The sequence below is a fragment of the Christiangramia aquimixticola genome (assembly GCF_048285835.1).
GTDB lineage: Bacteria > Bacteroidota > Bacteroidia > Flavobacteriales > Flavobacteriaceae > Christiangramia > Christiangramia aquimixticola.
Genome location: NZ_JBLVTL010000001.1, coordinates 766,320 through 780,723, shown reverse-complemented (window position 1 = coordinate 780,723; position 14,404 = coordinate 766,320). Strand labels below are relative to the sequence as shown.

At 38.6% G+C, this 14,404-nt stretch carries 13 protein-coding genes; 9 read left to right on the top strand and 4 right to left on the bottom strand.

The window, feature by feature from the left end; all coding sequences use genetic code 11:
* Nucleotides 1-28: 28 nt before the first annotated feature.
* Both ACNKXV_RS03590 and gldJ read right to left on the bottom strand, forming a co-directional pair.
* Nucleotides 29-1,336: a UDP-N-acetylmuramoyl-tripeptide--D-alanyl-D-alanine ligase gene (locus ACNKXV_RS03590; RefSeq protein ID WP_417906318.1), complete on the bottom strand. Its 1,308-nt coding sequence runs from the start codon at nt 1,334-1,336 to the stop codon at nt 29-31.
* A 66-nt stretch (nt 1,337-1,402) separates the two neighbouring features.
* Nucleotides 1,403-3,091: a gliding motility lipoprotein GldJ gene (gene gldJ / locus ACNKXV_RS03585; protein ID WP_417906317.1), complete on the bottom strand. Its 1,689-nt coding sequence runs from the start codon at nt 3,089-3,091 to the stop codon at nt 1,403-1,405.
* A 415-nt stretch (nt 3,092-3,506) separates the two neighbouring features.
* Here gldJ and porV point away from each other — a divergent pair, with 415 nt between their 5' ends.
* The 9 genes from porV to ACNKXV_RS03540 all read left to right on the top strand — a co-directional run bounded on the left by porV (nt 3,507) and on the right by ACNKXV_RS03540 (nt 12,842).
* Nucleotides 3,507-4,661 (top strand): type IX secretion system outer membrane channel protein PorV, encoded by a 1,155-nt coding sequence (gene porV / locus ACNKXV_RS03580; RefSeq protein ID WP_417906316.1) that lies wholly within the window; start codon nt 3,507-3,509, stop codon nt 4,659-4,661.
* 79 nt (nt 4,662-4,740) lie between these two features.
* Nucleotides 4,741-5,223: a cytidine deaminase gene (gene cdd, locus ACNKXV_RS03575; protein ID WP_417906315.1), complete on the top strand. Its 483-nt coding sequence runs from the start codon at nt 4,741-4,743 to the stop codon at nt 5,221-5,223.
* 111 nt (nt 5,224-5,334) lie between these two features.
* Nucleotides 5,335-6,336: a pyruvate dehydrogenase (acetyl-transferring) E1 component subunit alpha gene (pdhA, locus tag ACNKXV_RS03570; protein WP_417906314.1), complete on the top strand. Its 1,002-nt coding sequence runs from the start codon at nt 5,335-5,337 to the stop codon at nt 6,334-6,336.
* Nucleotides 6,337-6,339: 3 nt separating this feature from the next.
* Nucleotides 6,340-7,992 (top strand): pyruvate dehydrogenase complex dihydrolipoamide acetyltransferase, encoded by a 1,653-nt coding sequence (locus tag ACNKXV_RS03565; protein ID WP_417906313.1) that lies wholly within the window; start codon nt 6,340-6,342, stop codon nt 7,990-7,992.
* Nucleotides 7,993-8,056: 64 nt separating this feature from the next.
* Entirely contained in the window at nt 8,057-9,016 is a 960-nt protein-coding gene (locus ACNKXV_RS03560; protein WP_417906312.1) for a M20/M25/M40 family metallo-hydrolase, read from the top strand.
* Entirely contained in the window at nt 9,013-9,696 is a 684-nt protein-coding gene (locus tag ACNKXV_RS03555) for an SDR family NAD(P)-dependent oxidoreductase (RefSeq protein ID WP_417906311.1), read from the top strand. Before ACNKXV_RS03560 ends, ACNKXV_RS03555 begins: the two co-directional genes overlap by 4 nt.
* Before the next feature lie 4 nt (nt 9,697-9,700).
* A complete protein-coding gene (locus ACNKXV_RS03550) occupies nt 9,701-10,300 on the top strand; it encodes a SprT-like domain-containing protein (protein ID WP_417906310.1) in 600 nt (199 codons plus the stop codon).
* Nucleotides 10,301-10,305: 5 nt separating this feature from the next.
* Nucleotides 10,306-11,397 (top strand): mannose-1-phosphate guanylyltransferase, encoded by a 1,092-nt coding sequence (locus tag ACNKXV_RS03545; protein WP_417906309.1) that lies wholly within the window; start codon nt 10,306-10,308, stop codon nt 11,395-11,397.
* 2 nt (nt 11,398-11,399) lie between these two features.
* Nucleotides 11,400-12,842: a DUF389 domain-containing protein gene (locus tag ACNKXV_RS03540; RefSeq protein WP_417906308.1), complete on the top strand. Its 1,443-nt coding sequence runs from the start codon at nt 11,400-11,402 to the stop codon at nt 12,840-12,842.
* Here ACNKXV_RS03540 and ACNKXV_RS03535 read toward each other — a convergent pair whose 3' ends face one another.
* Together ACNKXV_RS03535 and ACNKXV_RS03530 are read right to left on the bottom strand one after the other, a co-directional pair.
* The gene (locus ACNKXV_RS03535) at nt 12,843-13,607 is read right to left on the bottom strand and encodes an ABC transporter ATP-binding protein (RefSeq protein ID WP_417906307.1); all 765 of its coding nucleotides are present in this window, start codon (nt 13,605-13,607) and stop codon (nt 12,843-12,845) included.
* A 4-nt stretch (nt 13,608-13,611) separates the two neighbouring features.
* A complete protein-coding gene (locus ACNKXV_RS03530) occupies nt 13,612-14,349 on the bottom strand; it encodes an MlaE family ABC transporter permease (protein ID WP_417906306.1) in 738 nt (245 codons plus the stop codon).
* Between the last annotated feature and the right edge of the window lie 55 nt (nt 14,350-14,404).

The window sequence follows — 14,404 nt, the reverse complement described above, 5'->3', positions numbered from 1 at the left end:
CACTCACATATAAATTTCAGTGATTGTATTAGTCTTTTTTGCTTTCTTCGGTTATAGACTCCAGCACTCTTTCCAAAGCCATTCCTCTCGATCCTTTAATTAGGAAATAACAGTTCTCATGCCTCGATTCCTTTAAATGTAATTTTAAATCTTCGATGGTATTGAACTTAAATATAAAATTGCTGCCGGTTTCGGTTATTTTAAAGTTATCCCCGAGTAGATAGGTTTCGTTAAAATCACTATTTTCTATATAATTTACGATCACCTGATGTTCTGCCGGTGCTGCGCTGCCCAATTCGAACATGTCGCCAAGAATGGCGATTTTCTTCTTTTCAGTCTTTATATTTCTAAAGTTTTCGAGAGCTGCATGCATACTCGTGGGATTCGCATTGTAAGCGTCCATTATAATGGTATTGCTGTTGTGTTCGATCACCTGTGATCTATTATTAGTTGGATTGTAGCTATCCATAGCTTTTCTAATCTCTTCAAACTCTACTTTAAAATATAGGCCTATGCTAAGCGCTGCTGCCATATTTGTAGAGTTGTATTGACCGGTAAGCTGACTTTTGAAAACAGTTTGATTGTAAAAAACCTGAGCAAGTGATACACCTTTGGTGTATTTAACCTGAATATTAGCATCCTCTCTTTCTCCAAACCCAAAAGTATGACTGTAATTAAGATGTTTCCTTTGGATCTCATCGTCAACATTGAGAAAGATCATTTTTTTCTTTTCCTGTAAATAGCTGTATAATTCTGTTTTTGCTTTGATAACACCCTGAAGGCTGCCAAATCCTTCAAGATGGGCTTTCCCAAAATTGGTGATATAACCATAATCAGGATTAGCGATTTTGCATAAAAACTCAATTTCCAAAGGATGATTAGCGCCCATTTCCACAATTCCGAATTCGGTTTGGTTATCCATGGAAAGCAATGTTAGTGGCACTCCAATATGATTATTCAGATTGCCTTTGGTTGCAGCGGTCTTGAACTTTCGGGACAAAACCGTATCCAATAATTCTTTGGTGGTTGTTTTTCCATTGCTTCCGGTAATGGCAAGGATGGGAATATTAAGGTAATCTCTATGGTATCTGGCAAGCTTCTGAAGAGTGTCCAGAACATTATCAACGTAAATATATTCCTCTTTATCTAATGCAAACCGTTTATCGTCTACAACCACATATCGTGCTCCCTCCAGGAGTGCCTGTGCTGCAAAAGTATTTCCATCAAAATTGGCTCCTTTTAAAGCGAAAAACATTGAGTCTTTGCGAATCTTTCTCGTGTCTGTATCTGCGCCGGAGCAGAGTAGGTATTGTTGGTGTAGTCTTGCTGTATTCATGAAATAAAGCTATAAAAAAAGCCCTAAATAGATTAGGGCTTTAAGTTTATTTTAAAAAAGAGAAGTTTAGTTGCTTCTCGCAGTTTTGTTTTTATCAAGTGATTTTGATCCAACTCTTGACATGGCGTTTCTGAATCCTATGTAATCTGTTGCCATATCCTGTGGGAAATAACGACGCTGAGCAGGGTCTAGCCAATAAGCCCTGTCTCTCCAGCTACCGCCCTTATATACACGAACTTCGTCGCTTACAAGAGTTGTTCTTTTCTCTTTATCGTAAGTAATTTTTTCTGAAGTAGCAGCACTGCTATCCTTAGCCGCAAAGTTCTTGTATTGCGGGGAGTTGTACATTCTTTTGTTTGGATCGTCAACTTCCTGAAATGGCTGGTAGTATCTGCTTGAGCTCTTGTCTCCGTCCCTAAAGTTTCTCTGGTCACTTTCAGTGAAATTTGTTCTCATGTAAGTGTCCTCTTCAGTAACAGGAACCTGAGCGATCTCTCCAGGTAAGTTTCTGGCGACAAGTTTACCGTTGCTTAAAGTATCATATACAATATCATCAACTCCAACAACCTTAACTGTACCGTCTTCATTGATCGCGTGTTTGGTATAAACGTTACCTCTGTAGTAGTTAAAATCGTTAAACTCATCGTCTACGATAGGTCGGTAAACATCCGCAACCCATTCGGCTACGTTTCCTGCCATGTCGTATAATCCAAAATCGTTTGGTTCGTAAGACTTAACTTCTGCAGTGATGTCTGCTCCATCGTCGCTCCATCCTGCGATCCCACCATAATCACCATCTCCTTGTTTGAAGTTAGCCAATTGGTCACCCATCTTCTTAACATCACCGTTTCTGGTGTATTGTCCGTCCCATGGATATTTCTTTCTACCTCTGTAGGTGTTGTAATTTCTTATTCCGGTAAGACCTAAAGCAGCATATTCCCACTCGGCTTCTGTAGGTAAACGGTATTCCGGATAAATTAATCCGCTTTCGCGACCTGCATAAACTTTCTTGATTGGGTTTCCGGCTTCATCAGTATCTTCGAGTCTATCCTGAGATTTATCACCTCCCTGACTAATTTCGGTATTTCCGCCGTATGCTTTACTTGGGGTGTGAATATAGGTATCTGTGCTAAAAGTTGAATTTGCATCTACATCTGCATAGCGAGCTCCTTCTTTAATGTATCCTTCTTTTTCAAGTCTGCTTTCGTTAACCCTGTCTGTTCTCCATTTACTGAATTCAACAGCCTGGATCCAGCTAACTCCAACAACCGGATATTCTGCATAGGCAGGATGGCGTAGATAATTTGTAACCATGGTCTCGTTATACCCTAACCTGTTTCTCCAAACAAGAGTATCTGGTAGAGCACCGTTGTAAATATTTTTGTATTTGTCTTCACTTGGAGGGAAAACTCTGCGTAACCAGTCAAGGTATTCTAAATACATCTTGTTGGTTACCTCAGTTTCGTCCATGTAAAAAGACTGAACATGTTGCTGAGTAGGGGTGTTGTTCCAGTCGTGCATAGGATCATCCTGAACCCTACCCATGGTATAAGTTCCTCCTTCTACAAAAACAAGACCCGGAGCTGCTTTTTGCTCCTTGTAATCTGTATTGTATTGAAAACCTCCTTCATCCGAATTGATATCCCAACCGGTAGCGCGTGAGGTATTTTTGTAATTGTTCGACTTGTTACAGCTTACTAAGCTAAGGCCACAAACTACAGCAATAACTGCTTTTAAAGCTACATTCAATTTCATAGTAATCCCTTCTTTGTGATAGAAAATTTAGGCTTCGCAATATACTAATTAACGCTAAATGTACAAGATTATTTTATTAAATCTGGCCATTCAAATTATCGTATAACTGTCTGATATGCTTCGTCCTAACCGTCCTTTATATTTGTTTAATAATTAGGCTTTTATATTACTTATTTCCCAAGGTAAATTTAACGTGTAAAGGTAGTGATTATTGTAGTCCAATTTAATTTTTAACGAAATTGCAGGCCTTTCATCTGGAAAAGGCAATAAATTCTAATAAATTAGGTTATATTATTTTACTCTGTAAATGTTGCACTTTTCCTATAGCACTATGCGTTAAGAGCAAGTATTTTAAGTAAATGGTACTTTCTTAACAGGAATAATACTATATATTTGTTTATCATTAACTACTATAATGAAAAAAACTATACTTTTTTTTGTCGCGGCTATGTTGCTTGCTCAATCTTCCATGTTTGCACAGGAAGATTCCGGGGATAGGGTTATAACCACTGCTGTTCCTTTTTTATTAGTTGCTGTTGATGCGAGGGCAGCCGGCTTGGGTGATCAGGGTGTTGCCACTTCTCCAGATGTTTTTTCACAGCATTGGAATCCTGCTAAATATGCGTTTGCTACCAGTGAGAATGGAATCGCAATTTCTTATACTCCTTATTTAAGTGAGATCGTAAATGATATATTCCTTGGAGGTCTTAATTACTATCATAAATTAAACGACCGGAGTGCGGCTGCTGCAAGTTTGAGATATTTTAGCCTGGGAACCATTGAAACCCGGAATACCTTTGAAGAGAAGCCAATTTTTGTAAATCCAAATGAGCTTACTTTTGATGTGTCTTATTCCCTTAAACTTAGTGAGCAAATCGCGATGGCGGTTGCAGGTAGGTATTTGAGATCTGACCTTGGTTTGCAGGATAGCGAAGATTTAGGTGCGGCCTCTACTTTTGGAGTAGACGTTGCGGCTTATTATGAAGGAGAACAATTAACTTTAAGTGGGTTTGATGCTAAATGGAGGTTAGGAGCAAATATTGCTAACATAGGACCAAAGATGAAATATGATGATGCCGGGCAGGAAAATTTTATTCCAACGAATTTAAAATTAGGTGCCGGTTTTGATTTTATTTTTGATGTGGATAACCGTCTTGGAACTTACCTGGAATTTAATAAACTGCTTGTTCCAACTCCTCAGGATTTTGACGGAGATGGCCAAATTACTGCAGAGGATGATCTGGAATATAATCAAACAGGTTCAATTGCCGGAATATTTAAATCTTTCGGGGATGCTCCCAATGGTTTTTCTGAAGAATTGCAGGAAGTAACCTTTGCTTTAGGAGCCGAGTACTGGTACCGGGACAAAGTCGCTCTTCGAGCTGGGTATTTTAATGAAAGTGAAGAGAAGGGCTTTAGAAAATTCTTCGCAGTAGGTGGGGGATTTGCATATGAATCTCTTGTGATAGATGCTTCTTATCTATTTTCTACTTCAAGTGTGCCAAGTCCATTGGAAGGTACTTTAAGATTTGGATTGAGCTATAATTTTGGAGCTGCCTATAATAATTAAGAGTTTATCTTTAAAAGTGTCAAAATTATACCTTGAAACCCTTAAGGTTTATATTATCTTGCCGGCCCAATAATATTATATGAAACCACTTACTATTACTTCACAATTGGAGGTTTTTGATTCAGTTGAAGAAGTTTCTGAGGAAATTCAAAGTCTGATGCAACAAGCTGTTGAGGTTAGAGATAATGCCTATGCTCCTTATTCGAATTTTAAAGTTGGAGCTGCAATTTTACTGGATAATGAGGAAATTGTAGTAGGTAGTAATCAGGAAAATGCTTCTTACCCGTCGGGCTTATGTGCCGAAAGAACCGCTATATTTTCTGCAGGAGCAATATATCCTGATTCCAAAATCAGGAAAATTGCAATTTCTGCTAAGTCTATGAAACATATTGTTGATTCGCCGGTGCCACCATGTGGTGCATGCAGACAGGCTTTAGTGGAATATGAAATCAAACAAAGTGAGCCTATTGAGCTTTATTTTATGGGTGAAAAAGGGAAGGTGATCCGGTCTAAATCTGTGAGCGAAATTCTGCCTCTGGTTTTCGACAGTACCTGCCTATAAGGTTTTCGTGATTTTTTGCGATAAAACTGTTTTCGTTTCTTACCGAAAATAGTATTTTTGTGGTCCGCTTGGCAAAACCAATCTGTCTGGCCTTTTAAATATAAATTTTAGATGAAGAAAATTACAAAAGCCACATACTTAAAGTGGTACGAGGATATGTTGTTCTGGCGTAAATTTGAAGACAAACTTGCGCAGGTTTATATTCAGCAAAAAGTTAGAGGGTTCTTACATTTATATAACGGGCAGGAGGCTATTCTGGCAGGTGCGTTGCATGCGATGGATCTGGAAAAGGATAGAATGATCACTGCATATCGTAATCACGTTCAGCCAATTGGAATGGGAGTAGATCCTAAGAAAGTAATGGCCGAGCTTTACGGTAAGAAAACAGGAACCTCTATGGGTCTTGGTGGTTCTATGCACATTTTTGCAAAAGAGCAAAGATTCTATGGTGGTCACGGGATTGTAGGAGGTCAAATTCCTTTAGGAGCAGGACTTGCTTTTGCCGATAAATATCACAAAAGGGATAATGTTACCTTGACTTTTATGGGTGATGGTGCCGTAAGACAGGGATCATTACATGAAACTCTTAACATGGCCGTAAACTGGAATCTGCCGGTTGTTTTCTGTGTTGAGAATAATGGTTACGCCATGGGGACATCTGTAGCACGTACTTCTAAAGATACAGAGATCTGGAAGCTTGGAAGAGGTTACGAAATGCCATGTGGACCTGTAGATGCCATGAACCCGGTGAAGGTTGCTGAAGCTTTTGATGAAGCTATTACCAGAGCCAGAAAAGGTGAAGGTCCAACATTCCTTGAATTAAAGACTTATAGATATAGAGGACACTCCATGAGTGATGCTCAAAAATATCGTACCAAAGATGAGGTTGCCGAATATCAAAAACTTGATCCAATTACTCAGGTATTGGATGTGATCAAGGAAAAGAAATATGCAACTGAAAAAGAAATTAAAGAGATAGATAAGCGCGTTAAGGATAAAGTTTCTGAATGTGAGAAATTTGCAGATGAGTCAGATTTCCCGGATAAGAATGTTATGTATGACGTTGTTTACGAACAGGAAAACTACCCGTTTCTAGCACATAAATTAGATTAAACTATGGCTGAAGTAATCAAAATGCCACGATTGAGCGATACCATGGAAGAAGGTACCGTAGCGAAGTGGCTTAAGCAAAAAGGAGACAAAGTAGAAGAAGGTGATATTCTGGCCGAGATCGAGACAGATAAGGCTACAATGGAATTTGAATCCTTTTATGAAGGGACTTTGCTTCACATAGGTGTTGAAGAAGGTGATAATGCTCCTGTTGATGAACTACTAGCCATTATTGGCGAAGAAGGTGAAGATATTTCCTCTCTTATTAGTGGTGGAGGTTCAGATTCTTCCGATAAAAAAGAGGAAAAGAAAGAAGACAAGTCAGATGATGATGATTCTCAGGAATCAGATTCTGATGATGAAGAAGAAAGTGATAGTGATATTCCTGAAGGAGTGGAGATCATAAAGATGCCACGTCTTAGTGATACTATGGAAGAGGGAACTGTTGCTGCCTGGTTAAAACAGGAAGGTGATAAAGTAGAAGAAGGTGATATCCTGGCTGAAATCGAGACAGATAAAGCTACCATGGAATTCGAATCTTTCTATGAAGGAACTTTATTAAAGATTGGAATTCAGGAAGGAGAATCGGCTAAAGTTGACAGTCTGTTGGCAATTATTGGCCCTGAAGGAACAGATGTTTCTAAAATTGATTCTACCGGTGGTTCTTCTAAAAAGAAGAAAACTGAATCTAAGGCTGAAGATAAATCTGAGAATAAAGATTCTGAAAAGCAGACTTCCGGAGCACAGAATAAAACTAAGGATGGTGGACGAATTTTTGTATCTCCTTTAGCCAAAAAAATGGCAGAAGATAAAGGGATTGATCTTTCTGAAGTTGAAGGTTCTGGTGAGAACGGAAGAATTGTTAAGAAAGATATCGAGAACTTCAAGGGCTTTGCGAAAAAGGCAGAACCAGAAGCTAAATCTAAATCTGCTGAACAAACTACTGCAGCAGCTCAACCATACACTCCTGCAGGAGAAGAAAGTTTTGAAGACCGTAAGAATTCTCAAATGCGTAAGGTTATTGCCAAGCGTCTTGGAGAATCTAAATTCACCGCGCCTCACTATTATCTAACTATCGAGGTGGATATGGAGAATGCAATGGCTTCCAGACAGCAAATCAATGAGATGCCAGATGTTAAGGTATCTTTTAATGATATGGTTATAAAAGCTTCAGCAATGGCCTTGAGAAAGCATCCGCAGGTTAACAGCCAGTGGACAGGTGATACTACAAAAATTGCCAAGCACATCCATATGGGAGTTGCGGTAGCTGTTGAAGAAGGACTGGTAGTTCCGGTGCTTAAATTCGCAGACCAAATGTCGCTAACTCAAATTGGTGGTAATGTGAAGGAATTAGCAGGAAAAGCAAGAAACAAAAAGATTCAGCCTTCAGAAATGGAAGGAAGTACTTTCACTGTTTCCAACCTTGGAATGTTCGGGATAGTTGAATTTACAAGTATTATCAACCAGCCGAATTCTGCAATTCTATCTGTTGGAACTATCGTTGAAAAACCGGTTGTTAAGAATGGTCAGATTGTGGTAGGTAATACCATGAAGCTTACTCTTGCTTGTGATCATAGAACAGTTGACGGAGCAACAGGTGCAGCTTTCTTACAAACATTAAAAACTTATTTGGAGAATCCGGTTACTATGCTGGCCTAAATTCCAAATTCTAATAAATAGATTGAATCCCGCTTTATCGCGGGATTTTTTTATCTTTAGCTGTATGAGTTATAAATTCTTCTATACAAGGTTTTGCCTGAGTCTGGCAGCCTTTTTTGTATTCTTCAGTGGCTTTGCCCAAAGTGATAAAAATCCAAATACAGCAGAAATTCAGGAAGCCCTTAATTATTTAGCTTCAGATGAACTGGTAGGGCGTGAAGCCGGTACAACAGGAATTGAAAAGGCAGCTGTTTTTATAGAAAATAAATTTAAGGAAAGTAATCTTCAACCGTTATTTGAAACTTATCGCGATAGTTTTATGATAGGTGATAAAGATGCTTACAATGTGGTTGGAGTCCTGGAAGGAGTCGATGATAAACTAAAAAAAGAATATATACTAATAGGAGCGCATTACGATCACATTGGGCATGGAAGGCCTGTAGATGGAGATGATATTGCCAATGGAGCAAACGACAATGCTGCCGGAACTGTTGGGGTGCTTCAGTTGGCTAAATATTTAGCGGAAGAAGGCGGGAACAAGAGAAGTATCATCTTTGCTTTATTTTCAGGTGAAGAAATGGGTTTAAAGGGATCTAAACATCTGGCCCGGAAATTAAAGGATGAAGGTCTTGACCTTTATACCATGGTCAATTTTGAGATGATTGGTGTTCCCATGAAAGCGAAAAATTATACCGCATATGTTACCGGTTACGAAAATTCCAATCTGGCGGTAAAATTCAATGAATATTCTGCTAATGATTCAATACTGGGTTTTCTTCCGCAAGCCAAACAAATGAACCTTTTTAAAAGAAGTGATAATTATTCGTTCTATAAAATATTTAATATCCCCGCTCAAACTATTTGTACTTTCGATTTTTCAAATTATCCTTATTATCATCATGTAGATGATGAAGCTTCATTTATGGATGCTGAATTTATGGCTAACCTAATCGATAGTCTCGTTCCCGGGATTCAAAAAATGGCGAATACACCTGAAAAGGAAATAAAACTTACAGGCAAATGAAAAATATTATTATAACAGGAACCAGTAGAGGAATTGGTTTTGAAATGGTCAGGATCTTTTCTGAGATGGGGCATAATGTTCTTGCTCTTTCCCGTGATACGTCTTCAGTTTTAGCTGAAAATTTAGGGAATGTGCAATGCTTTTCTTTTGATATTACAGATGAAGACTGCCACATGAGAGCAGAAAGTCTTATCGAAGAAAACTGGAATTCCAAAGTGGATATTTTGATAAATAACGCCGGAGCACTGCTAAATAAACCATTTTCAGAAACAAAATCTGATGATTTTAAAGCGGTATATGATGTGAATGTATTTGGTGTTGCCAGTATTACCAGAAAATTCCTTCGGTTTATGCATAAGGATTCACATGTAGTTAATATTAGCAGTATGGGTGGAATCCAGGGGAGTATGAAGTTCCCGGGGCTTGCTGCATATAGCAGTAGTAAAGCCGCTCTTATTACTCTTACCGAATTGCTTGCAGAGGAATATAAGGAAAATGGACCTGCATTTAATGTGCTTGCTTTGGGAGCAGTACAAACCGAGATGCTGGAAGAAGCTTTTCCAGGTTATAAAGCACCGGTATCGGCGAAAGAAATGGCAGATTATATTGCCAATTTCAGCCTGACCGGGAACAAGTTGTATAACGGGAAAGTCCTGCAGGTTTCCAATAGTACGCCGTAAATTAATGAAAGAGATCCTGGCGAAATATTTACCTTCCACGGCAGTGGATCCGGTTTCAGAAATGATCAAAATGAATTCAGTTCATTTAAAGATCGTAAACGAAAGGGTTACCAGACATGGGGATTACCGCAGGCTGCCGGATGGTTCGCAACAAATAACCATTAATGCTAATCTTAATAAATACAGATTTTTAATTACTACCATTCATGAAATTGCACATTTGGTGGCGTTTCAAAAATATGGTAGAAGCATTAAGCCTCACGGGCAGGAATGGAAACACTGTTTCAGAAATCTTATGCTACCTTTTATAAGACCTGAAGTTTTCCCTAAATCATTATTACCGGTAATCGCTAATCACTTCCGGAATCCAAAAGCCAGCAGTGATACAGACGCAAATCTTTCGGTAGCATTAAAAAGCTTTGATGATGATAATGGAAAGAATTACGTTTTTGAATTACCAATGGGGAGTATATTCAAAATTCATAACGGAAAAACCTTTAAAAAAGGGCCTAAAAAAATAAAACGTTTTGAATGCCTTGAACTGGACAGCGGAAGAATATTTTTGTTTCAGCCAAATGCCGAAGTACATTTACTTAAAATATAGAAAGAATGATGGGCACGAAGAAAGATAATTACTATGCCATTCTTATGGCTGGAGGAGTAGGTTCCAGATTTTGGCCTACCAGTAAAGCAGCCAATCCAAAACAATTTCAGGATATATTAGGAGTAGGAGAGACCTTGTTCCAGGCGACCTTTAGAAGACTTAGCCGACTAATCCCGGCAGAAAATATTTACGTACTTACCAATAAGGATTATGTAGATATTATTAAAGATCAGGTTCCCACAATTCATATGAACCAGATCGTGGCAGAGCCTGAAATGCGTAATACGGCGCCCAGTATTTTATTAGGTGCTTTAAAAATTCAGAAAACAAATAAAGATGCGCGCATTTTAGTGGCGCCATGTGATCATTGGATCAAAGATGAAACCGCATTTATTGAAACCGTTGAAAAAGGTTTTGAACATGTAGGCGAAGAGGATCGATTGATAACTATAGGAATCAAACCAACTTCTCCAAATACGGGATATGGTTATATAAAATATAAAAAAGAAGATTCCGGTGCTTTTAAAAAGGTGGAACAGTTCACCGAAAAGCCGGGTAAATCTCAGGCTGAGGAATTTATCAAAGCCGGAAATTATGCCTGGAATGCCGGGATATTTATCTGGAAAGCATCATTTATTATTGAAAGCTTTAAGTCTCATCTTAAAGAGATGCATTATCTCTTTGATAAAGGAAAAGAAAGCTGGAACACTAAAGATGAGGTGGAATTCCTTAATGCTAATTACGGATTGGCAGCCAATATCTCCATAGATTACGGGATTATGGAAAAATCTGAACATGTGGTAATGATACCGGCAAGTTTCGATTGGAATGATCTTGGAACCTGGTCGTCTGTACAGCACGAATTGCCTGCAGATGATGCAGGGAATACGGTTATAAATTCACGTCTGGTAGCCGAAAACTCTTCCGGAAATATTATTTCAACAACTTCAAAGAAGATAGTGGTAATGAAAGATCTTTCAGATTATATTATCGTTGATGATGAAGATGTTCTATTGATAATTCCAAAAGCAGACGAACAGGAAATAAAACAATTGCGCGCAAAAGTTATGAAAGACTTCGGCGATCAGCTTGGATAAATATGACGAATAACGAAAACTTGGATAGTACAAAGACCGGGGAAAAGAATGGTAATTCTGATAGACTTTCAGATGACGCCAAACAAATTAGTTCCAAGGCAAGGAATTTTTTAAGTCGCCTATTAGATATTCGTCCGGATACAGATAGAGAATCTACAGTAGAAGCCGTACAAAAAGATATTTCCTTTAAGGGACATAATGCCTGGATCCTAATATTTTCCATTTTCGTGGCTTCTATTGGGCTTAATGTTAGTAGCACGGCGGTTGTTATAGGTGCCATGCTTATATCTCCTTTAATGGGTCCTATTGTAGGAATTGGAATGGCAGTTGCCATTAACGACATTGAAACCTTAAAACGGTCCTTTGTAAACCTTGGGATCATGGTAGGTTTAAGTGTGCTTACAGCTACCATCTATTTCTTTATTTCACCTGTTAAAATTGAAACTCCTGAGCTGGTAGCCCGTACTTATCCAACAATTCTTGATGTTCTGGTAGCTATTTTTGGTGGACTTGCCTTGATTGTAGCAAAAACCAAGAGAGGTACTATTGCCAGTGTTATTCTTGGGGTGGCGATAGCCACCGCCCTTATGCCGCCATTGTGTACGGTGGGTTATGGAATTGCGAATTCCAAATGGGAATATGCGCTTGGGGCTTTATACCTGTTTTCTATAAACGCGGTATTTATTGCTCTTTCGACCTTTGTCGTAGCTAAATTGCTCGGTTTCCCATTGGTTAGGTATGCCAACAGCCGAAAGAGAAAAAGGATTGCTCAAATCGCATCTACCATTGCCATTATTGTTATAATTCCAAGTGTTATACTTTTTGTGAAGCTATTAAGGGAACAGGTTTTTCAAAGTAAAGCTGAAGAGTTTATAACCACCAATATCAAATTCAACGGAGCTGAAGTGATAAAGAATACCAGTGATCATAAAACCAAATCTATTGATGTATATCTAATTGGAAATCCTGTGCCGGAAACCACCATTGATACCTGGAGACGACAAATGGGAGATATTGAAGCTCTGAAGGAAGCTGAACTTATCATCCATCAGGGGAATGACCAGTCTGAAGATATTGCCAAATTATCGAGTCAGCTAAAAAGCGGGATACTTGAAGACCTTTACGTAAAGAATCAGGAGGTTTTGGAAAATAAAGACAAGCGAATAAAACTGCTGGAATCGGAATTATCGAAATACCGTGGAGATGTCTTTTCCTTTACCGCCCTTAGTAAAGAGGCGAAGATCAATTATGAAAATATTGAAGAAATAGGCTATTCAAACCTTATTACCACCAATTTTCAAAAGACTGATACTATCCCGACTTTCACGGTAACCTGGAATCCAAAATTAAAAGGAGAAGAGCTAAAAACTCAACAAACTAAATTCCGTAACTGGATGAAAGTTCGTCTTAGTTTGGATACCCTTGCCGTAAAAAATGTGAGATAATTAAAGTCCCTTCAGCTGGGCCTCTCGTACTTTTTGAAAGAGATTGGAAGAATAAACAAAGTCGGTTACTGTTTTGTCATCGGTTCTAAAGATCTCATCTTTGGTACCTTTCCATTCTAAGATTCCATCCTTAAGAAAAGCTATTCGTTCACCTATTTCCAAAACCGAGTTCATATCGTGGGTGATCAGTACTGTTGTGATGTCGTATTCGTGAGTGATCTCCTGGATTAAATTATCGATTACCGTTGCTGTTTGTGGATCCAAACCGGAGTTAGGTTCATCACAAAAAAGATATTTTGGTTTGTTTACGATGGCTCTCGCAATGGCAACCCGCTTCTGCATTCCACCACTAATTTCAGAGGGCATTTTATTTCCATTCCCTTCAAGGTTTACCCTTTCCAGAACTTCGTGCACCCGGCTAAGCATTTCCTTTTTTCGGTGATTGGTAAACATCATTAGTGGAAACATCACGTTCTCCTCAACGGTCATGGAATCGAACAGAGCGCCACCCTGGAACAACATTCCCATTTCTGTCCTTAATTCCCTTTGTTCTTCATCTGTAAAAGTGGAATAAGGTTTCCCGTCATATTCAATGGTTCCTTTGTCTGGTTTAAAAAGTCCCAGCATACACTTTAGGAAAACACTTTTCCCGGAACCGGATTGCCCGATGATAAGATTGGTCTTCCCGCGCTCAAAAACATAATCAATTCCCTTAAGAACTTGCTGATCATTAAATCCTTTATATAGATTCTTTACTTCTATCATCGAGTTAGCTTAATAAGAGTTGAGTTACGACATAATTAGTCACGATAAGAACCACACTGGTCCAAACGAACGAGGTTGTAGATGCTTCTCCCACCTCAAGTGCACCACCTTTCATATAATAACCATGGTAGGCGGGAACGGTGGCAAGTATAAATGCAAATAAAATAGTTTTTATAAATGCATAGACTAAATGGAATCCTATAAAATCATCCTGAAGTCCCGTTACAAATTGATCCATAGTTACAAATCCTCCCATTACCGCAGCGGTAAAAGCTCCTGCAATTCCCAAAAACATGGATATTGCAATAACGAATGGATAAGTTAACATGGCAATGACCTTAGGGAATATGAGATAGTTTTTTGAATTTATACCCATTACTTCCAGTGCATCAATTTGCTCTGTAACTCTCATAGATCCTATACTTGAAGTAATAAAAGATCCAACCTTTCCTGCCATGATAATAGAAATAAAGGTAGGGGCGAATTCGAGTATTACCGATTGTCTGGCCGCGTAAGCCACCAGTGATTTTGGAATTAACGGATTGTTGAGGTTAAGAGCCGTCTGGATTGCTACTACTGCTCCAATAAAAAAGGAAAGGAATGCCACGATTCCCATGGATCCCATTATCAACTCATTGATCTCCTTAAAAATAAGATTTCTTAAAACCGAAGCTTTCGTCATTCGGCCAAATACTCCCTTAAGCATTATAAAATATTCCCCAATGGAGTGCAGGTAGGTCATTAATTGAATTTTGAAAAGCTAAAATACTAAAATTTCCCTCGAAAGTATTTAAGGC